Source organism: Erythrobacter sp., from assembly GCF_040217515.1.
Lineage (GTDB): Bacteria > Pseudomonadota > Alphaproteobacteria > Sphingomonadales > Sphingomonadaceae > Erythrobacter.
On record NZ_JAVJPT010000007.1, the window covers coordinates 77,030 to 96,708 of the forward strand.

Below are 19,679 nucleotides of genomic sequence, written 5' to 3' on the forward strand. Positions count from 1 at the left end.
CTCAGCCGGTATCGTTCAGGCTGTTGATCGCCGCTTCGACACGGGCCTCGATCGCCTCGCGCGGCAGGCCCGCCGGGATCGTCTCTCCCACGCGGTAGGTTATCGTCCCGGCGCGTTTCCATTGGCGGTGATAGAGCGGCCCGGAATCGACCGCGATCGGCACGACGGGAAGCTTGAGGAGCTTGTATATCCCGGCAAAGCCCGATTGCAGCGGCGCGCGCGTACCGTGGGGAACCCGCGTGCCTTCGGGAAAGATCACCAGCGGCCGACCCTCTCCCACGCGCAACCGGGCGAGCGCGATCATCTCGCGCAGGGCCTTTGCCCCGGCATCGCGCGCGACCGGCACGAGACCATAGGCCCGCGCCGAATAGCCCCAGCCGGGAATGGCGAAAAGTTCGCGCTTGGCGAAAACGGTCGGAAAGCCAAGCAGCCGCGGCATGTCGATCGCCTCGAAAAAGCTTTCATGCTTGACCGCGATCAGCGCCTCGCCGCACGGCAATTCGCCTTCGACGACGATGCGTATGCCGAGCAGTCGGCGCACGCACCAGCGATGCCACGCGCTCCATGCCGAGACCACGCGCCTGAGCGGGCCGATCCCGAAAGGCAGGACCGCGAGCGAGGCGACCACGAGCAGCACGCTCACCGCGTAGAAGAGCGGGTAGAAGGCGAGATTTCGCAGGATTGTCAGCATTATCGCGCTCAGATCCCGACAAGCCCGCCTGCCCCGCTGGCAAGCAGCTTGTGATATTCGATGAACAGGCTGGCAAGGCTCGGCTCGGAACGGACCGCGTCGCGCACCACCTCGACCTCGGCGGGCAGGGTGCGGTCGAGCTCGCTCGCCGCGCGGCGCATGTGCCAGTCGGTGGTCACCAGCCTCAGCGAGGCGATGTCGTTGGCCTCGACCCAGGCAGCGATTTCGGAGGCGTTGCCCTTGGTGTCGACCGCTGCGAAGCCGAGATCGACGCAGCATTCCATCCGTTCCGGCGATACGCCGAACTCGGCGGCGAATTCGGCCGGGCGCACTTCGGGGGCCACCCCGCTTACCAGCATGCGTTCGGCAAACCCGGCATCGAGCACGGCAAGGCCCTGCTGGATGCGACCCGCCGCGCCCGTCGGCACGATCACAGCATCGGTCCGCGCATTGCCTGCGGGCTGCGGCAGGAACACCGCGAACCACAGGAAGCCCAGTGCCCAGGCGAGGAGGATGGTGGAAAGGACATAGCGAATCACGGCGGCGGCGCTCAAAGCATCTTACGCAAGGCGAAGGCAATGGTGATTCGCCCGGTAAGCGCGGCGAGAGCGACGGCGAGCAGGGGGATCGTGGCGATCGCCGCCCAATCCTGCAGACCGAGCGCCCCGCCCGCGACCATGCCGCTGTCGAGCCCGGCGAATTGGCGACCGAGCACCCAGACCGCCGCCACGCCAAGCCCCGCTCCGACCAGCGACCCGAAAGCCGCATCGCGGATGACCGCGCGCTGGAAGATCCGGGTCACCTGCCCGTCGGTCCCACCCAGCAGGTGGACGACCTCGACGGTTTCACGATTGTTGGCGAAAGCGCTGCGCGCGGCGAGCCACACGGCGGCAGCGGTGGCGCAGGCGACCAGCGCGATCAGCGCGAGCGCGAGATATTGCAGCGCCGCGAGAGCGTCGTAGACGGGGCGCAGCCAGTCGGACTGCGCATCGACCCGGGCCCCCGGCACCTCTGCTTCCAGCGCGCGCGAAAGCGCGGCGATTTCTGCCGTATCCGCCGTTCTCGTGAGCTCCACGTCGATCAGCGCCGGAATCGGCACTTCGCCGCTTGTCGCGCCTTCGCCGAGCCACGGTTCGAGCAGTTCGACAAGCTCCGCGCGCGGGACCACCCTGACCGAGCGCACCAGCGCCTCTTCGGTCAGGATTTCGGCGGCGCGCGCGGCCTTCTGCTCACGCAGGGCAGGCTCGGCCTCGACCACTTGCACGGTCACCGCCCCGGAAAGCTGGGCGCGGGCATTGCCGGCAAGATTGTCCAGCGCGAGCCCACCCGCTGCCGCAATAACCACCAGCGCGGTGAACAGGGCGATGACCCACGGCATCGCCCCGCCGAAACGGCTCGTCGGGATAAGGCTCGCCGCGAGACGCGAGCCGACCGGCGCGGCCTCGCGCGAAGGCTTGTCGGCCAGCGGCGGCGCGATCACCGGGCGTCCCTCGTTCCGGCGGGCCCACTTGCCGCGCTCCCGCCGGGACGAGGCGGAAAGCGCAGGGCACCGGTGGGATCGGAGAGCTGCCCTTTGTGGAGCCGCATGATGAGCGAATCCGGCACTTTGCGGAGCAACTGGACATCGTGGGTGGCAACGACGACCGTCGTACCCACGCGAGTATTAAGCGCCTCGAAGAGGCGCAGCAGCTTCAGGGCCATTTCGGGATCGACATTGCCGGTCGGCTCGTCCGCGATCAGCATTTGCGGCCGCGCGATCACTGCGCGGGCGATCGCGACGCGCTGCTGCTCGCCGCCCGACAGGCTTGGCGGGCGCGCCTCGGCGCGGTGCGAGAGGCCGACCCATTCGAGCATGTCGGCAACCGCCTTGCGCACACGCGGCTCCTCGGTTCCGGCAAGACGCAGCGGGAGCGCGACATTGTCGAAGGCCGACAGATGCTCGACCAGGCGAAAGTTCTGGAAAACGACGCCGAGGCGACGCCTGAAATCGGGCAGGCGGCGGCGCGGCAAGGTGATCATGTCCTTGCCGAACATGCGGATCGCCCCGCGCGAGGGCCGCTGGGCGAGATAGAGCAGCTTGAGCAGGCTCGTCTTGCCCGCGCCGCTGGCACCGGTGAGGAAGTAGAAGCTGCCCGGATAGAGCGTGAAGCTGAGATCCGTCAAGACTTCGGGATCGGTGCCGTAGCGCAGCCCGACATTATCGAACTTCACGATCTCGCCCGGCTTGTCGATCATCGCGCGGCTCTAACAGCGGGCTCCGAAGGGGGGAAGTGCAACTTCGCCGCGACGCACTATATAGCCCGCAACGATGTGGAAAAGACCGCGGATATACGGCTCCCGGGGAGCCCTGCCCTTGTGCCTGACGGGCCGAACGATAAGGCAGAGGCAACGATGATAATATCCTGCCCCGCCTGCGCCACCCGCTATGCCGTGCCGGAGACCGCGATCGGTCCTGACGGTCGGACCGTGCGCTGCGCAAAATGCAAGCATAGCTGGTTCCAGGAGCCCGAGGCTCGCCCGGACCCCCGCCTGCAGGACGGCTCCCCTGCCGGGCCGCGCGAAGAAGGGACCGGCGCGCACAACGGCGAGAGCGCTCCCGCTGCGCAGGGACCGGATGCATCCGGCGATAGGGGCAATCTCTCGGGCGGCGACCCGGAGGCGGATTCCGCCCCCCCGCCCGCATCGGCTGCTCCCGTCTCGTCGCCTTCCTCGTCGGCCGAGCCTCCGGCCGAAGCCTCAGGGGACCCTCCACCGACGGCTTCGGACGAGGCCGCCGATGCGCCCCGACCCGGCATCAGCCATTGGCGCAGCAATGACGGAATCGGCGGCGCTGCGGAGCCGCAAGAGCACGAACCGGAAAAATCCGCGAGCGCGACTGACGCAACAGATGCGGGGCTCAGCGTGCGCGCGCTGCGCCGGGGCCTCGCAGCTTCGAGGGAACGCTCCGAGACCGAACGCAGGGCCCGGGTCAGCCGCGATGGTCCGGCCACCCGCCGTTCGCGTCGCTCCGAACGCAAGGCGGATGCCGACGAACTGGCCGAACCTCCCGTTGGCACTCCGATCGACCCCACCTACGATCCCCTCGCCGGGGAAGTGGATGGCGAGGCGAGGGAAAATGGCGAGGTTGATGCCATTGCCGCGCACGACGACACCCCCGCTCTCGAAGAACACTATTTCGACGACGAGGAAGTCTCGCAATTCGAATATCGTGCGCCCTTCACCGCACGCCGGAACCCGGCGAAGATGTGGACGGCCCTGGTGGTCCTCTTCGCCTTGCTGGCAGGCGGTACGGCGGTCGCGATCAATTATTTCGGGGTGCCCGAATTCGCCCCGTTCAGCCGGCCGACTTTCGGCATCGGCAAACCCGAACTGGTGCTCGATTTCGAGGCCGGACAGCAGCGCATGGATACGCTCGAGACCGGTGAGCGGGTTTTCCGGGTGCGCGGGACGATCAGTAACGTGGCCCGCGAAAGCGTGGGCGTGCCCGACCTGCTCATCGTTTTCCGCGGCGAGACGGACGAAGCGCTCGCGAACCGGGTCGTCGTGCCGGCCAAGCGCACGCTCGCACCCGGCGAAACGCTCACCGTGACAGAGGCGATCGCGGACGTCCCGCAGGCCGCGCGTTTTGCCGAAGTCGGGTGGGCTCCGGGCTGAGCGATCCGAGTCGGCTGTCGCGGCGCAGGATCAGCTGAATTCTATCCAGGTCGTGCCTGACTTATCCACCCGGCGCTGGCGTCGACGCTCCGCGTCGGCTTCATCGTCGCGATCCCCGGCACCGCCTTGCGCAAAATCGATTACGGCCGGGCGGATGACCCGCACGGTGGCAGTGGCGACGACCGCGACCGGCTCGCGGGAAGCGGCGGGGTCGCTTTCGCCAACCGGCTGGGCCACAGCCTGGGCGGCGAGAAAAAGACCGAAAGCGAGATCGAGTACGCAAGTCACGCATCATGGTTGCCAAGGTCTTAATCTCGTTCGCAAGCGCGATCGCACAATGGTCCCGCCGCAGGACAGGCAGGGTGCGTATCCTTTCGAAAACCGGCCTGCTCCATCCCGTCCGATGCACCACTCAAAGGGCTTGCGCCGCGTCCCCCCCCTTGCTACGGGCGCGCTCCTACCGGGGCGAGCCGTCTGGCTCGTGCGAATACAGAGTGCGGTCGTGGCGGAACTGGTAGACGCGCAACGTTGAGGTCGTTGTGGGCTAACGCCCGTGGAAGTTCGAGTCTTCTCGACCGCACCAAACAGTCCCCGAGGAAACCGGAAAATCCGGAGCATGCTCCGCTACGCTGAAAAGCGCGCGGTTTTGCGGGAATGGGTCGCGTCGGCGATCGCTTGAAAAAGCGTCAACCGGGTTCATGCAAATTTCAACCGATGCCGGTTTCGTGGCCTTGGCGCGGCTTGCCGGGACCGGCGCCTTGGTTTGCCGTAGCGTCTTCCTGCCCGCGTTCGGCCCCCGTTGCAGGGCCCGGCACGGAACCTGTGTCCCGCTTACCCCTTGCGTGCTGGAACATTGCTTTAGGTCGCCGGGTTGTAACGGCATGGAACAGGGCGATTCTGGTGGATCGGCGCAGCCTGCCAGGCTTGCGGAAAATGACGAGCGGCAGACGGGTCGGGGTGCGGCCTGCGGCGACGTTGAGTCGCCTCTTGCGTATTGTACGGCGGGCCGGGCGTATCTCTCCGACCGATCGCGCCCTTCCAATTGGCTCCGCGCGATGATCTCATCGACACCAATCGCCTCGGTCATCTCCGACCCCCGGCTGACGGACAACCCGATCATCGCCTTGAACCAGGCCTTCGTCGACCTCACGGGCTACAAGCCCGCAGAGGTGCTCGACCGAAACTGCCGTTTCCTTTCCGGCAGCGGGACCGAACCCTGGCTTGGCAAGAAGATCGGCGAGGGAGTGGAGGCCCATCGCCCGGTCCTCGTCGAAATACTCAACTACAAGAAGTGCGGAACGCCTTTCCGCAACGCCGTGTGTGTCGCTCCGATCTATGACGACGAGGATAATCTCGTCTATTTCCTGGGCAGCCAGATCGAGATCGAGGACGGGGAAAACGCGATCAGCGAAAATTACCGTCAACGGGCGGCGACCAGCCTGAAACAGCTCTCGCCGCGCCAGCTCGAGGTTACCAAACTCGTCGCCAAAGGGCTTTTGAACAAGCAGATTGCCGACGTGCTCGGCCTTTCGGAAAAGACGGTGAAGATGCATCGAGGGCTGGTGATGGAGAAGCTCAAACTGCGCACGCAGGCCGATCTTATACGCCTTGCGGTGGAAGCAGGCCTCTAGCAACGCGCCGATCGCACAGGGCCGGGGGTCGAGACGCGGCGGGCGGATCGCAGCCTTCGACATGGACTTTGGTCTGTGCTGGACCAAGGTCCGTATTCGGGTTCCGGGGTGTCAATCCCATTTGACGTTCGGCGATTGCGCGGATGCGCCCAACAACCCCACGTACCTTCCCGCCGGGTCTGCGCAGTCGCTTCCATCGTTCAATGCCTGGACTCCTGGAGTCCAGGCCCAATATGGGAGCATGACATGGAACAGGCTCTTTCGCCCTTCCAATACAATCTGATTTTCAATGCCTTCTCTTTCACATTCGCGACAATGCTGGCGACCACCCTGTTTCTCTGGCTCAATCGCAGCCAGGTTTCCGATCGCTACAAAAGCGCAATCACGATCTCCGGCCTCGTCTGCGCCATTGCCGCCTACCATTATCTGCGCATCGGGCAGAGCTGGGAGGCGGCGTTCACCCTTCAGGACGGGGTGCTCGAGGCGACCGGTTACTCGTTCAACGACGCCTATCGTTATGTCGACTGGCTTTTGACCGTGCCGCTCCTGCTGATCGAACTCGTCCTTGTGATGGGGCTTAGCCGCGAGGAAACGATCGGCAAGTCGACCAAGCTCGGCATCGCTGCCGCACTCATGATCATCCTCGGTTTCCCCGGCGAGATCGCCACCGACAACGCGACCCGCGCGCTTTGGGGAGCGGCATCGACCGTGCCTTTCGTCTACATCGTCTATGAATTGTTCAAGGGGCTGGGCGAAGCGATCGATCGCCAGCACGAAGGTGTCCGCGAATTGATCAAGAAGGCTCGCTTGCTGACCTTTGCGAGCTGGGGCTTCTATCCGATCGTTTATATGGCGCCCTTTGCCGACATTACCGGACCGACCGCCGAGACGGTCATCCAGGTCGGCTACACGCTCGCCGATCTCGTCGCAAAGGCGGTTGTCGGTGTCCTCATATACATGATTGCCGTCCGCAAGACGCAGATCGAGGGCGCCGAAGCCGGCGGCACCACGGCCGAAGCTACGGGCTGACACCGTGGCTGCGGCACTCACGGCTGGACAGGCTGGCCCGTTCCCGATCCTGAGATCGGGAACGGGCTTGCCGCTCATCCAGCTTATGGCGGTCGGGGCGGCCTGGCTCCTGAGCCTTGCGCTACCCGGAAACGGGACATTGCCGCTATCGGCGCTGGCCACGACGGCATTTCTGCTCGGCGGGCTTCCGCATGGTGCTTTCGATATCCACCGGGCGGCAAGGACATCCCGCCTGAGCATGCGACGACTGACGCTCTTCACGGCTGTCTATGTCGGGCTTTTCGCCCTGATGATCGCGGGCTGGTATGCCGCGCCATCACTCACTCTCATGGTGTTCGCCGCGACCGCGATCATCCATTTCAGCGAAGACTGGGGCGACCTTCGTGAGCCCCTGTTCCGGTTTGCCCTCGGTTTCGCGCCGCTTTGCGCGATCGGGATCGGACATCCCGAGCAAATAGAGACGATTTTCGCCGCGATGGCGGACGAAGATGTCGCCATGCTGCTTCGCTCGGTGTTCGTCCTGATTGCCCCGATCGTCCTGCTCGTGGCCGCGACAGGGCTGTTCATCCTGGCGCAGGAGAACGATTGGCGCCGCGCGGGCGTTTTCGCAATCATGCTCGGCAGCCTGATATTTTTCCCCACACTGGTCGGTTTCACGCTCTTTTTCTGCATTTTCCACACGCCGCGCCACTTGATTGCGATCAGGCAGGATCTTGCCACCTGGCCGGTTTCGCGGCTGGTCCTGACGGGTGCAGCGATCACCGGGCTGGCCGTGTTCCTGGGTGCCGTTTGCTTTCCCTATGCCTTTGACGGGGGATTGGCGAGCGCGGCGGCAGGCTTTCAATTGCTCGCCGCGCTGGCGATGCCGCATCAATGCGTCGGGCCGGTCTTGCAGCTCTGCCGTGCGGACCTGGATGTGGACACCGCCTGATCGACCGATGGACGTCGACCACGGCTTCGTCCGGGGTTCTGGAAGCAAGATCTGAATTGGTATCCTCGTCCGCTCAGCCCTGGTCAGGGGCGGGGTCGGGATCGGGGACCCGGATCAGGTTGGAACGGAGCCCGGTCTGCAAAAGCGCGTATACGCCACCGCTGCGGCCCCTGCTTCATCGCTCGAGCATGTGAACAGGACCACAGTGAGATCGTGACCGGTCGGGCAGGAAGGGCTGTCGCCGTCCCAAGCTATCGCTGCGAAGGGATTGCTGCCCGACGGTCCGCAATGACGGATACCGGGCGGACTTGCGCCATTTCCGGTTCGCGCCGCCCTGAGTGACCCTTGCGCCGCGCCCGAGATGCAACTGCGCTTTTCCCGCCTGCGTGAAAGCGGACGGTCTTCATCCTTTGCATGGCACCGCTCCGGCCAAGGCTGAACCATACGTAACCTTGGTCAGAGCGGTGCAGGATCGCGTTTATCGGGCACGCCTCACTGCGCCGTCGGACCTTCGAGCGGCCTGTGCGCGCGCCGGGCATCGAGCTCTTCGACGAAGCCGTGATTGACGTCGCGGTGTTCGGCCTCGTCGGCGCGGACCGCGATGATGACGTCGCGCAGGCGCGCATTCGCAGGAAGCTGCCAGTAATCGATCGCGATTTCTGGCGCGGGCAGGTTCTCGTGCCGACCGGCATCGACCTCGGCGAGATAGGCCGTGTAGCTGATGACGGCCTCCTCCTCGAAATAGCCGACCACGCGGTGCGCCGTGCGCGGGGCGAAGAGGTAGAGGAAGAAGTAGAAATTGTAGAACACGACCTGCACGATCGCGATCAGCAGCCGCTCGAGCGCACTGGGCTGCGCAATCTCGATGAACGTCATCAGGTGCATCCGCTCGTTTTCCGCCTCGTCGAGAAGCGTGCGGATCCAGCCTTCATCGTCGCGCATCTTGCGCAGCGCGGTGAGATGCTGCCACAAACCGCCCACCATTCCGGGCACGGCAGCAACCGTTTCCAGCACGACGGCGCGGTGGCCATAGCGGCGGGAAAAGAACGTGTCGGCGACGAAGCGAAGCACCTTGACGAAGGCATAGGCGACCCTGTCGCTCGCAGTGCGCGGGGGAACGTGGCGGTCGAGCACGGCTGCAGGGTTGGCCTGCCTGACCAGTGGACGTGGATCGATCGGTTTCATGGTTCGGGAACACCCAAAGCTCGTCCGGCCCCTTCTACCCGACCCCATGTCGGGCGCCCTGACCGGAACTCCCTCGGCCCTCATGATATTGTGACGACTTCCGGGAATTTCGCGCGAAACCGGCGCACAAGGTGTGCGATTTGATGCAATCAAGCGGAGCCAAGCGACCCGAAAGATGCAGGAAGCCGAACGGATGGGGGCACGGCAATCAGGATGACCGCCAACCGAAAATGGGTGCCAGCCGCGCAGCCACCTCCTGCGGGGTGCCGCTCGCATCGACCTTGTGCCAGTCCCCGATCGCGCCAATATCCCTGTCGAGCTGGTTTTCGACCACCGCCGCATCGGCATCGGAGGCATCGTCACGGCGTGCGGCGACTCGCTCGCGCAGCAGGTCGCCGGGCGCTTCGAGCCAGATACCGGTGAAGGCGCAGCCCATCCGCCGCGCGAGGCTGCTCACTTCGCCGCGTTCTTCGGGCTTGAGGAAAGCGGCATCAATGATGACCGATTGCCCTGCTTCGAGAACCGCGCGGGCCTCGTCGAGCACTCGGGCGTAGACGGCGCGGCCGCTCGCTGCCGTGTAGCTTGCGGCAGGCAGTCGCTCTTCGGGGAGGATTCCGGCCATGCGTTTGCGCAGCACGTCGCTGCGCAGCCAGCGCGCCCCGGGTGCACGGCCGATCCGATGGGCGATATTGCCCGCCAGCGTCGACTTGCCCGTGCCGCTCCTGCCGCCGATCGCGACAAGCCGCGCCTCCTCCCGGCCCAGAAACCCGCAGGCCGCATCAAGATAGCGACGCGCCTCGTCCCGCTTCGCCCCGCGCGCCGCAGGATCATCCGACCGCGATGCGGCGGCAGCCGCGACATGGGCGCGCACCGCCGCCCGCATGGACAGGAACAGGGGCAGGGCGGCAAGGCCCTCGCCCTCGCCCGTCATGTCGCAATAGCGATTGAAAACCAGCGATGCCTCGCGCCGATGGCCGCGTTGCCACAGGTCCATGAGCAGGAAGGCCAGGTCGTAGAGCACATCGGTCCGGGCCAATTCCTCGTCGAATTCGAGACAATCGAACAGCACGGGCCGACCGTCGAGCAGGCAGATGTTATCGAGATGCAGATCGCCGTGGCAATGGCGCACGCATCCCCCCGCCGCGCGCGCATCCAGCAACGGCGCGAGGGCTGCGCACCTGTCGACACTGGCGCGGTGCAGCGCATCGACCGTGTCCGGATCGAGCGCCGGGGCGTGCCCCGTCATGCTCGCATGGTTTCCGGCAATCACGCTGGCCGCGCGCCGTGCGCCGTTTTCACGAGGGCCGACCGGTGCGCTTTCGTGGAAGGCGGCGATCGCATCGGCAAGGTCGCGCCAGTGCGCAGCCGCCACCGCCCCGCGCCGCGCCATGTCCCCCAGCAGGCTGCCTGCGGGAAACCGGCGCATTTCGAGGACCCAGTCGACCGCCTCTCCTTCGCCTTCCCCGAACCCCAGCGCTCCCGTATCGTCGCGGCGGATCGCGCGAACCTTACGGTATAGATCGGGCGCGGTGCGGCGATTGAGACGCAATTCGGTTTCGAGCACCGCGCGGCGCTTTTCCTCGGTGGAGAAATCGAGATAGGGCAAGGCGATGGCGCGCTTGAGCTTGAAGGCCCGCTCGCCCGTCAGGAATATGCTCGCGGCATGGGTGTCGATCCGCTCCACGGGCTGCGCCGTGCCGTGGGTTTGCGGGCGGGAGAGGAAAGCGATCACCTCGTCCTGGTTGCCGCCGCTCCGTTCCATTGCGCTGCGCTCCCTGCTTGTCCATTCCCCGGCCGATGCCGGTTTTCGCCGATCGCTGTCGAGACGTATCACTTCAGGCCGATTGCGCTAAGCTCACGCTGCGGGCAAAGTCGGATCGACCCTGCCGAAGAGGAAAGGCGTGAGTGAGAATGGGCGGATGACGAGCACCACACGGTCGGACATTCCCATTGCGCTGCTCGCTGTCCCCGTCCGGGCCCTCGCCATCCTCGCCCGGGCCGCTCGAAGGCTCTTTCGAGCCGAACCTGTGGCCCGGATCGAAGCCCTTGAAACCTTGGATACGTGCCATGGCTCCTAGCGTTTCGTGCGGAAGGATTAGCGCGACGATGGCACGAGCCAACCGCAGGAGATCGCGGGCGTCATGGCCGGTGACCTGATCGACCGACTCGAGCGCCTGCTGATCGATGCGGCGCGCGAGCGGCGTGTCCTGACCTATGCCGATGCCGCGCGCCTGCTCGACATCGAACCGCCGCACACGATCCACAGGGCCGCGCTCCTGATCGAGGCCATGATGCGTCGCCACGCTGCCGCCAATGCCCCGCAACTGGCCAGCCTGGTCGTCAGCAAGGCGCGCGGCGGCCTGCCGGCACCGGGCTATTTCGAAATGCTCCGCGAGCTCGGCCTTTTCGATGGTGATGCGCGCGGGCCAGAGGCGGCGCGCTTTCACGCGGCCGAGCTGCGCCGTTGTTTCGATGCGGCTGCACGCGATAGCGGCTAGTCGGCGACAAGGCTTGCGTACCGCTCCGGCTTGATCGCGATGGGGCGATCTTCAGGGCTGTTGATCACGACCACGGCGGCTAACCGACCTTCACCATATCCGCGCGGAGGCGCCGCCGCGTCCCGCTAGGGTCGTCCGATACCCCGCGGGCTTTTCAGGATCGAAACGTGCGGCCATCCTCGTCCGCTCCAGGAAAGCCCGCAGCTATCGTAAGCGTTTTTCAGAACCTCTGCTCTCCGTTCGGAATCCGCCCGGCCGCGACCTGCCTGATTGTCCGGCGGGAGCCGGTCCGCGCGCCGCGCGGCGGGGTGGCAGCGCTGCGAGCAGCTCCTCGATAACGGCGAGGGCGGATCGTTGCGGGCGGTCACCTGACGCGCCAAGACATGCATGGGGGCCTCGTAATCCCCATGCCCGCACTTTCCTCCCCGGCATAAACCGGCCCGTTTATTGCGGTGTGTCGCTGACCACCTCTCCGTCGATCACCACGCCTACGACATGCGAGGTGTATTCGAATGGATCGCCGTCGAACAGCGCCACGTCGCCGTCCTTGCCGACTTCGAGCGAACCGACGCGATCGGAGACACCGACGATGCGGGCGGCATCGATCGTGATCGCGGATAGGGCCTCGTTCCATTCGAGCCCGTTCGCCGCCCCTATCGCCGCTTCCCACAGCACGACGCGGGTCTTGGGGACATAGCCTTCATAGCCCGACTGGTAGGCGAAGGGGATGCCCGCCGCGCGCAGCACCGCGCCGGTGGTGAAACTCGCATTCTCGAGCTCGCCATATTGCCGCATCATCGGCGGGTGAAGGATGACGTTCACGCCGGCTTCCCGGATCGCATCGGTCAGGAGATAGGCTTCCGATGCCCCGTCGAGCACGAGGTCGATGCCGAATTCTTCCTTGAGCCGCAAAGCGCTCATGATGTCCTGTGACCGGTGCGCCGTGACGAGCAGAGGCCGCTCGCCCGCAAGCACGGCGCGCATCACCCGCGTCTCGAGGCTGGGAGGCTTGGACTTGCCCTCCTCGTCCTCGTTGTCCTCATCCCCCGCCTGCGCGGCGAGCAGGGCCTTGCGCAGCAGCGCGATCTGCTTGGCGCGGGTGCCGGGTGACTTGCTGCCGTCGGTGAGCGCCCATGGGCCGAGATTGGCCGCGACCATCGCCTCGCCCCGGATCAACGCATCGTCGGCGGTGAGGCCCGCGGTCTTGGCGACCATGGTCTGCCCGGAAACGAGCGCGCCCGGGCCGTGCCCGGTATGGATCGTCGTGATCCCGAAGCCGCGCAGCCATTCGACCAGCACTTCCTGCGGGTTATAGGCATCGATCGCACGCAGCTGCGGCTGGACCGGCGCGCTTTCGTCGAGCTGGTCCTGATCCTGCGCCTGGTTGAGATAGCCCGCAAGTCCGACCACCGTGCGCGCATCGACCAAGCCCGGCGTCACGACCGCCGCTTCGATCACGCGGAAACCTTCGGGGATTGTCGTGCTGGCGGCGGGGCCGACCGCGACGATCGTGCCGTCGTCGATCACCACCACGCCGTCCTCGATCATGGGGCCGGCCATGGTGTGAACCTGCTCGCCCTTTACTGCGATGTCCTGCGCCTGCGCCGACATCGCGAAACCGAGCGCGGCCGCGCCTGCGAAAAGCCTGATCATCATGTTCATTGCCCGGCCTCCCCTGCGGCGATTTCCCAGTGGTGGTGCGACGCTTCGAGCGGGCTGCCCGCACCATATCCGCCGGTCGCCATCTTGAGATCTTCCTCGCGGCTACGGTCGAACAGCTTTGCGCCTTCGACCCAGGTTTCGAGCACGTGGGTGTAGACCGAGAAGGGATCGCCATCGAGGATCAGGAAATCCGCGTCCTTGCCCGGTTCGAGCGATCCGACACGCTCGTCGAGGCGCATCTGCTTTGCCCCGTTGATCGTCAGCGCCTTCAGCGCGCCTTCGCGGCTCATGCCGCCGCGCACCGCCATCGCCGCCTCGCGCAGCATCATGCGCGAATCGACGATCGGATCATCCGAATGGATCGACACCAGCACGCCCGCGCGCTCGAGAATGCCCGCATTGTCGAGGCGCAGGTCCATCGTCTCGAGCTTGCCGCCCGGCGCGTCGAGCGTGATGTTCGACACCGGGATGCCTGCTTCGGCAAGCTTGTCGGCGACCTTGTAGGTCTCGGTTCCGTGCTGGATCAGCACGTCGAAGCCGAATTCGCGCTTGAGCCGCAGCACCGTCATGATGTCGTCGGCGCGATGGGTGTGGAAATGGACCAGCCGTTCGCCCGAAAGCACTTCGCACAGCGCCTCCTTGGCGAGATCGCGTTTCTTCTTGTCGCCATCGCAATAGGCCTGCGCCTCCACGAAGACCTCGCGCACGAGCGCCGCCGATTTGGCGCGCGTGCCGGGAAAGCCGCCTTGCCCGCGCAACGAATTGGTGCCGTTCGCCATCTTCATGCCGCCCAGCGCCTCGCCGTCCTCGTATTCGAAGGCGATGTCCTCGGCCGTCTTTCCCTCGCGCAGCTTCATGTAATAGGTCTGCCCGCTCATCAGGTGGCCGGAGCCGGGCATGACATTGGCGGTGGTGACGCCTCCCGCGCGTGCCTTCGCGATGTTGGAGGACAGCGCATTGATCGAATCGAGCGCGCGCACTTCGGGCTGGATCGGCGAGGAGGAATCCGCGCCCGAGACCTGGCCGATATGCGAATGCGTATCGACGATGCCGGGCATGATCACGCGCCCTTCGAGCGAGCGGCGCTCCGCATCGGCAGGAACGGCGAGATCGCTGCCGACCGCGACGATCCGGCCGTCCTCGATCACCAGCGTGCCGTCCTCGATCGGGTCGCCCGCCATGGTCAGGATCGTCGCATCGGTAAAGGCTATTGCGCGCTCCTGCGCGCTCACCGGGCCTGCCGCCAGCAGCGCCGCGGCAACGCCGCTCCCGGCCTGGGCCGTCATGGCCCGCATCGTGATGATCGCTTTCATGGTGAAACGCCCCTCCCTTGTCGTGTTCTCTTCGCCGACCCTAGAAGCCCTGCGCGCCGGGACTCAAGCGAAAAGGCGTGGTGTCTCAAGGCATTTACTGTATCATCGCGCCCATGGCAGAGCCGCGCCCCCCGACCGATCTCGACGAGGAGATCGAGGACAGGCACCTGCTGGTCGCCGAAAAGGCCTTTCGCTGGGTCGAGCGCGGACTGCTCGTCGTCACCATGCTGATGACGCTGGTCGCCGCCGGAGCCGAAGTCTGGTCGGTGGTAGCCGACCGGCAAATCCAGCTGGCCGACCTGCTGCTGATGTTCCTCTACACCGAAGTGATCGGCATGATCGCGGTGTTCTACACCGGCAAGGGCGCGTTCTTCGTCTTTCCGATTTTCATCGCAATCACCGCCATCGCGCGCCTCATCGTGCTTCAGGGCAAGGACATGGCGCCCGAAAACGTCGTCTTCGATGCGGGCGCGATCCTGCTGCTGGCCGTGGCGGCGCTCGTAATTGGGCGGTTCCGCGACAAGTAAGCGGGCGCGGTCACCTGTGCGGGTCAGGTAAGCCGGGCAAAATTGGCCACGCCGGGCGCGGGCGTGCGAATGACCACGTTTGCGTCGTTGCCGCTTCCCGCGACCCGCCCGAGAGCGGCGGACACTGCCGCGATCCGCTCGGCGACGAGGCTGTAATAGACGAGCTTCGCCTCCTTGCGCGTCTCGACCAAGCCAGCCTTGCGCAGCACGCCCAATTGCTGGGATAGCGCGGGCTGGCCGATATCGGCGGCCTGGTCGATTTCGCCGACGCTCAGCTCGCCTTGGCTCAGCACTTCGAGAATGCGAAAGCGCACCGGATGGGCGATCGCTTTGAGCGCTTCGATCGGGGCCTCGTCGCTCATGCGCCATCTCCACCGCTTCCGACCTCGCGGTCGAGGAACCAGGCGACGGCATCCTTCGCGGCATAGACCGCGTCGAGATCATGCGTCGGCGCGCTCAGCAGCGCCTCTCCCGGCTGCCAGTTGGCAGGGGCCAACCCGCCCTGCCCGTCGATCGCCTGGAGCGCCTGCAAGCTGCGCAGCATTTCCGGAGTCGAGCGCCCGACATTCGCTGGGTAGCAGGTCATCGCCCGGATCGTACCCGAAGGATCGATGAAATAGGTCGTGCGCACCGCCGCGCTGTCATTGTCCTGCGCACCGACCATGCCGAAGGCGCGGCCAATGACGAGTGTCGGATCCTCGACGATGGGAAAGCGGACCTCGACACCGAAACGGTCGCGGATCATGCGCAGCCAGGCGAAATGCGCGAACAGGCTGTCAACCGACAGCGCCATGAGCGCGCAGTCGAGCGCCTCGAACTCCTGCGCGTGGCGCGCAAGCTCGATGAACTCGGTCGTGCAGACCGGGGTGAAATCGGCCGGGTGCGAAAAGAGGATCAGCCAGCGCCCGCGAAAGGCCGAAAGACGCACGGGGCCGATCGTGCTGCGCGCCTCGAAATCGGGAGCGGTGTCGCCGATCCGAAGGCCTGCGGGGCGGGGCGGGTTCTCGTTTGCCTCGTTCATCTCATCCTTCATAGCACTTGACAGACTCGATGCAATACATATACACAATTTATGTAACTAATAGGAGGTTTTCATGGGCACTCACGATTCCGCGCTCACAGCGGCCACCACACAGATCGACGCCGCCCTCGCCGAAAAGGCGAAGCGTCCGACGATCGCGGGCTTCTTCGACGAAGCCACCTACACCATCAGCTATGTCGTGCACGATCCGGCCACCAACGAGGCCGCGATCATCGATTCGGTGCTCGATTACGAATCCGCTTCGGGCCGCACATCCTACGGGTCGGCGGATCGCGTGATCGAATATGTCACTTCGAACAATTTGAAAGTGACCTGGCTGATCGAGACGCACGCCCACGCCGATCACATCTCGGCTGCGCCCTACCTGCAGGAAAAGCTCGGCGGGAAGCTTGCGATCGGCAAGGAGATCGTCCGCGTGCAGGACGTGTTCGGCAAGCTGTTCAATGCCGGGACCGATTTCGAACGCGACGGATCGCAGTTCGATCACCTCTTCGCCGACGGCGAGACGTTCAAGGTCGGCACGCTCGACGGTATCGCGCTGCATGTCCCCGGCCACACGCCGGCCGACATGGCCTTCATCATCGGCGATGCGGCGTTTGTCGGCGACACGATCTTCATGCCCGATTTCGGCACGGCCCGGGCGGATTTCCCAGGCGGCGATGCGCGCCAGCTGTTCCAGTCGATCCGCCGGCTCCTCTCGCTTCCTGACGACACGCGCCTGTTCCTATGCCACGACTACAAGGCGCCGGGCCGCGAAGATTATGCGTGGGAGACGACGGTCGGCCAGCAGCGGCGCGAGAACGTCCACGTCAAGGACGGCGTGAGCGAAGACGAATTCGTCGAGATGCGCACGACCCGCGACGCGACGCTCGCCATGCCGAACCTCATCATGCCTTCGGTGCAGGTCAATATCCGCGGCGGGCGCCTGCCCGATCCGGAGGATAACGGCGTGAGCTACATCAAAATTCCGGTCAACGCGGTATGATCCTGCCCGGTTTCCCTGATGCGGCCCCGCTCGCGGGGCTGGCCGGAGGCGTGCTGATCGGGCTCGCGGCGGCGATGATGCTGCTCGGCGCGGGGCGGATTGCGGGTGTTTCCGGCATCGCCGCGCGCGCCGCCGGGCTCGGCGGGAGCGGGATGGAGCGCCCGTCCGCATGGGCCTTCGTCATCGGCCTGCCATTGGGCGCGCTCGCAATCATGGCGGCGATGGGCGGGATCGAGGCGAGCTTCGCCTCGCCGCTCGTCCTCGCTATCGCGGGTCTGGTGGTCGGTGTCGGAACCAAGCTCGGCAGCGGCTGCACCAGCGGGCACGGCGTGTGCGGGATGAGCCGCTTTTCGGCGCGCTCGATCGTCGCAACGCTGACTTTCATGGCGACGGGGTTCATCACCGTCGCGGCGATGAACGCCCTCGGCCTGATGGTGCTGCAATGAACGCGCGCGGAGTCGTCGCGCTCCTTTCGGGAGCGGTGTTCGGCGCGGGGCTCGCGCTGGGCGGCATGACCGATCCGGCGCGAGTGCGCGGCTTTCTCGACATCCTTGGTGACTGGGACCCGACGCTCGCCTTCGTCATGGGCGGCGCGGTGGTGGTGATGGTCGTGGTCTGGCGCATCCAGCCGCGCCTTGCCCGTCCGGCCTTCGCCGAAGGTTTCGCCCTGCCGACGCGGAAAGACCTCGACGCGCGCCTGATCGGCGGGGCGGCGCTGTTCGGGGTGGGCTGGGGAATCGCCGGGCTGTGCCCCGGCCCCGGCATCGCCGCGCTGGTAATCGAGCCGGTCGGCGCTGCGGTGTTCGTTGCCGCCATGCTCGCCGGGATGGGGCTCGTGCATCTCACCGAGAGGAAAGCCTGATGGATATTCGTGAAGTAAGCCCCGGTTTCGCCGTCTCCCCGCAGATCGACGTAAAAGACCTCGAGGCCTTGGCCCGGAAGGGCTATGTCGCGGTGGTGTGCAATCGTCCCGACGGCGAGGAACCCGGCCAGCCGCCGCTCGATGACTTGCGCACCGCCGCTACAGAGGCGGGCCTCGCCTTCCACCACATCCCCGTTTCGGGCGGAGCCTTCCCCGATGCCGCGGTCGCCGCTTTCGGCGCGGTGCGGCGCGGCACGCAGGGACCACTGCTCGCCTATTGCCGCACCGGCACGCGCTCGATCACGCTCGAGACACTCGCCAATCCGAACGGCCTGAGCGCCGCGGAGCGCATCGGGCAGGCGCAGGGCGCCGGATACGATCTAACCGCCCTCGCCCCCCGGCTCGGCGGCTGAAGATGACGAAAAGGGAGAGGAAAAATGGCCGCCACGCACAAGCATAAGGTCGTCGTAATCGGCGGCGGCGCAGCCGGGATCGCAGCCGCCAGCTCGCTGCTGAGCCGGCGCAAGGGGCTCGACATCGCGATCGTGGAGCCTTCGGACACCCATGCCTACCAGCCTGGCTGGACCATGGTGGGCGGCGGCGTGTTCGAACCGGAAGTGACCGTGCGCCCGATGGAGAGTGTCATGCCGAAGGGCGTGACATGGCTGAAGCAGGCGGCGGCGACCTTCCAGCCCGACGACAACCAGGTGACGCTCGCCGATGGATCGACGCTCGCTTACGAGGTGCTCGTCGTCGCCCCGGGTATCCGGCTCGCCTGGGAGAAGATCGAAGGGCTCGAGGAAACGCTGGGCAAGAACGGCGTCACCTCGAACTATCGCTACGACCTTGCGCCCTACACCTGGGAGCTGGTGCAGAAAATGCGCCACGGCCGCGCGCTGTTCACCCAGCCGCCCATGCCGATCAAGTGCGCGGGCGCGCCGCAGAAGGCGATGTATCTTTCCTGCGACCACTGGTCCCGGCGCGGCGTCCTTGGCGATATCGAGGTCGAATTCTGCAATGCGGGCGGCGTGCTGTTCGGGGTGGCCGACTATGTCCCCGCGCTGATGGAATATGTCGGGAAATACGGAATCGGACTGCAGCTGGGCAACAATCTTGTCGCAGTCGATGGCCCTGCCCAAAAGGCGACTTTCAGGACCGAGGACGGCGAGGTCACGCGCGATTTCGACATGCTGCATGTCGTGCCGCCACAAGTGGCTCCGCAGTTTCTCGCGGACAGCCCACTCGCGGCCGAATCCGGCTTTACCGATGTCGACCAGCATACGCTCCAGCACGTGCGATATCCCAACGTCTTCGGCCTCGGCGATGCGGGCGCCATGCCCAATGCCAAGACCGCCGCCGCCGCGCGCAAGCAGGCCCCGGTGGTCGCGGTAAACGTGCTCCAGCAATTGGACGACAAGGGGCCGCGCGCGGGTTATGACGGCTACGGCTCCTGCCCGCTCACGGTCGAACGCGGCAAGATCGTGCTGGCCGAATTCGGTTATGGTGGCAAGCTCATGCCGAGCTTTCCCGAATGGCTCGTCGACGGAACCAAGCCGCAGCGCCTGTCATGGATGCTCAAGGCCGATTTCCTCCCTTGGCTTTACTGGAACGGGATGCTCAAGGGACGCGAATGGCTGGCCGGACCTGGCGGCCTGATCGCGACGTGACG

The 19,679-nt window shown here is 65.8% G+C and carries 22 protein-coding genes and 1 tRNA gene; 12 read left to right on the top strand and 11 right to left on the bottom strand.

Features of this window, described 5'->3' with window-relative positions:
• Window position 1: 1 nt before the first annotated feature.
• From RIB52_RS08770 to ftsE, 4 genes are read right to left on the bottom strand one after another with little or no spacing between them, the layout of a single operon-like run.
• On the bottom strand, window positions 2–691 hold the full coding sequence (locus tag RIB52_RS08770; protein WP_350175006.1) for a lysophospholipid acyltransferase family protein: 690 nt from the start codon (window positions 689–691) through the stop codon (window positions 2–4).
• An 8-nt stretch (window positions 692–699) separates the two neighbouring features.
• Window positions 700–1,230, bottom strand: coding sequence for a YdcF family protein (locus tag RIB52_RS08775; RefSeq protein ID WP_350175008.1), 531 nt, complete (start codon window positions 1,228–1,230; stop codon window positions 700–702).
• Window positions 1,231–1,241: 11 nt separating this feature from the next.
• Window positions 1,242–2,171: a cell division protein FtsX gene (locus tag RIB52_RS08780; protein WP_350175010.1), complete on the bottom strand. Its 930-nt coding sequence runs from the start codon at window positions 2,169–2,171 to the stop codon at window positions 1,242–1,244.
• Window positions 2,168–2,926 (bottom strand): cell division ATP-binding protein FtsE, encoded by a 759-nt coding sequence (gene ftsE, locus RIB52_RS08785; protein ID WP_350175012.1) that lies wholly within the window; start codon window positions 2,924–2,926, stop codon window positions 2,168–2,170. The genes RIB52_RS08780 and ftsE overlap by 4 nt, the downstream gene beginning before the upstream one ends.
• A 156-nt stretch (window positions 2,927–3,082) precedes the next feature.
• On the opposite strand from ftsE, the gene RIB52_RS14825 reads away from it, so the two are divergent.
• Window positions 3,083–4,345 carry a zinc-ribbon domain-containing protein gene (locus RIB52_RS14825; RefSeq protein ID WP_502879507.1) on the top strand — a complete coding sequence of 421 codons (1,263 nt, stop codon included), beginning with the start codon at window positions 3,083–3,085 and terminating at the stop codon, window positions 4,343–4,345.
• 30 nt (window positions 4,346–4,375) lie between these two features.
• Here the strand turns inward: RIB52_RS14825 and RIB52_RS08795 are convergent, their stop codons facing one another.
• A complete protein-coding gene (locus RIB52_RS08795; protein WP_350175014.1) occupies window positions 4,376–4,633 on the bottom strand; it encodes a hypothetical protein in 258 nt (85 codons plus the stop codon).
• Window positions 4,634–4,841: 208 nt separating this feature from the next.
• Between RIB52_RS08795 and RIB52_RS08800 the strand changes: the two genes are divergently transcribed.
• From RIB52_RS08800 to RIB52_RS08815, 4 genes are all read left to right on the top strand, one after another.
• A tRNA-Leu gene (locus RIB52_RS08800) sits at window positions 4,842–4,928 on the top strand.
• Between the two features lie 472 nt (window positions 4,929–5,400).
• Window positions 5,401–5,976 carry a LuxR C-terminal-related transcriptional regulator gene (locus tag RIB52_RS08805; RefSeq protein WP_350175016.1) on the top strand — a complete coding sequence of 192 codons (576 nt, stop codon included), beginning with the start codon at window positions 5,401–5,403 and terminating at the stop codon, window positions 5,974–5,976.
• Between the two features lie 246 nt (window positions 5,977–6,222).
• A complete protein-coding gene (locus RIB52_RS08810; RefSeq protein WP_350175018.1) occupies window positions 6,223–7,005 on the top strand; it encodes a bacteriorhodopsin-like in 783 nt (260 codons plus the stop codon).
• A gap of 85 nt (window positions 7,006–7,090) precedes the next feature.
• Window positions 7,091–7,936 (top strand): Brp/Blh family beta-carotene 15,15'-dioxygenase, encoded by an 846-nt coding sequence (locus RIB52_RS08815; RefSeq protein WP_350175300.1) that lies wholly within the window; start codon window positions 7,091–7,093, stop codon window positions 7,934–7,936.
• Between the two features lie 492 nt (window positions 7,937–8,428).
• Here the strand turns inward: RIB52_RS08815 and RIB52_RS08820 are convergent, their stop codons facing one another.
• Both RIB52_RS08820 and RIB52_RS08825 read right to left on the bottom strand, forming a co-directional pair.
• Window positions 8,429–9,121, bottom strand: a complete 693-nt coding sequence (locus RIB52_RS08820; protein WP_350175020.1) for an alternative oxidase — start codon at window positions 9,119–9,121, stop codon at window positions 8,429–8,431.
• Window positions 9,122–9,329: 208 nt separating this feature from the next.
• On the bottom strand, window positions 9,330–10,883 hold the full coding sequence (locus tag RIB52_RS08825) for a bifunctional aminoglycoside phosphotransferase/ATP-binding protein (protein WP_350175022.1): 1,554 nt from the start codon (window positions 10,881–10,883) through the stop codon (window positions 9,330–9,332).
• 379 nt (window positions 10,884–11,262) lie between these two features.
• Between RIB52_RS08825 and RIB52_RS08830 the strand changes: the two genes are divergently transcribed.
• Window positions 11,263–11,619, top strand: a complete 357-nt coding sequence (locus RIB52_RS08830) for a hypothetical protein (RefSeq protein WP_350175024.1) — start codon at window positions 11,263–11,265, stop codon at window positions 11,617–11,619.
• A 444-nt stretch (window positions 11,620–12,063) separates the two neighbouring features.
• Here the strand turns inward: RIB52_RS08830 and RIB52_RS08835 are convergent, their stop codons facing one another.
• Window positions 12,064–13,281, bottom strand: coding sequence for an amidohydrolase family protein (locus RIB52_RS08835; RefSeq protein WP_350175025.1), 1,218 nt, complete (start codon window positions 13,279–13,281; stop codon window positions 12,064–12,066).
• The gene (locus RIB52_RS08840) at window positions 13,278–14,594 is read right to left on the bottom strand and encodes an amidohydrolase family protein (RefSeq protein ID WP_350175027.1); all 1,317 of its coding nucleotides are present in this window, start codon (window positions 14,592–14,594) and stop codon (window positions 13,278–13,280) included. The genes RIB52_RS08835 and RIB52_RS08840 overlap by 4 nt, the downstream gene beginning before the upstream one ends.
• A gap of 113 nt (window positions 14,595–14,707) precedes the next feature.
• Between RIB52_RS08840 and RIB52_RS08845 the strand changes: the two genes are divergently transcribed.
• Window positions 14,708–15,121: a phosphate-starvation-inducible protein PsiE gene (locus tag RIB52_RS08845; RefSeq protein ID WP_350175029.1), complete on the top strand. Its 414-nt coding sequence runs from the start codon at window positions 14,708–14,710 to the stop codon at window positions 15,119–15,121.
• Window positions 15,122–15,144: 23 nt separating this feature from the next.
• Here RIB52_RS08845 and RIB52_RS08850 read toward each other — a convergent pair whose 3' ends face one another.
• Window positions 15,145–15,483: an ArsR/SmtB family transcription factor gene (locus RIB52_RS08850; protein ID WP_350175031.1), complete on the bottom strand. Its 339-nt coding sequence runs from the start codon at window positions 15,481–15,483 to the stop codon at window positions 15,145–15,147.
• Entirely contained in the window at window positions 15,480–16,142 is a 663-nt protein-coding gene (locus RIB52_RS08855; RefSeq protein ID WP_350175033.1) for a peroxiredoxin, read from the bottom strand. Before RIB52_RS08855 ends, RIB52_RS08850 begins: the two co-directional genes overlap by 4 nt.
• 73 nt (window positions 16,143–16,215) lie before the next feature.
• Between RIB52_RS08855 and RIB52_RS08860 the strand changes: the two genes are divergently transcribed.
• Genes RIB52_RS08860 through RIB52_RS08880 form a run of 5 tightly spaced genes read left to right on the top strand, consistent with a single transcriptional unit; the run spans window position 16,216 to window position 19,677 of the window.
• Window positions 16,216–17,148: an MBL fold metallo-hydrolase gene (locus RIB52_RS08860; RefSeq protein WP_350175035.1), complete on the top strand. Its 933-nt coding sequence runs from the start codon at window positions 16,216–16,218 to the stop codon at window positions 17,146–17,148.
• Window positions 17,145–17,594 (top strand): YeeE/YedE family protein, encoded by a 450-nt coding sequence (locus tag RIB52_RS08865; protein ID WP_350175037.1) that lies wholly within the window; start codon window positions 17,145–17,147, stop codon window positions 17,592–17,594. Before RIB52_RS08860 ends, RIB52_RS08865 begins: the two co-directional genes overlap by 4 nt.
• The gene (locus tag RIB52_RS08870; RefSeq protein WP_350175039.1) at window positions 17,591–18,010 is read left to right on the top strand and encodes a DUF6691 family protein; all 420 of its coding nucleotides are present in this window, start codon (window positions 17,591–17,593) and stop codon (window positions 18,008–18,010) included. Before RIB52_RS08865 ends, RIB52_RS08870 begins: the two co-directional genes overlap by 4 nt.
• Window positions 18,010–18,423 carry a protein tyrosine phosphatase family protein gene (locus RIB52_RS08875; RefSeq protein ID WP_350175041.1) on the top strand — a complete coding sequence of 138 codons (414 nt, stop codon included), beginning with the start codon at window positions 18,010–18,012 and terminating at the stop codon, window positions 18,421–18,423. Before RIB52_RS08870 ends, RIB52_RS08875 begins: the two co-directional genes overlap by 1 nt.
• Window positions 18,424–18,447: 24 nt before the next feature.
• Window positions 18,448–19,677, top strand: coding sequence for an NAD(P)/FAD-dependent oxidoreductase (locus tag RIB52_RS08880; protein ID WP_350175043.1), 1,230 nt, complete (start codon window positions 18,448–18,450; stop codon window positions 19,675–19,677).
• The last annotated feature ends 2 nt before the right edge of the window (window positions 19,678–19,679 follow it).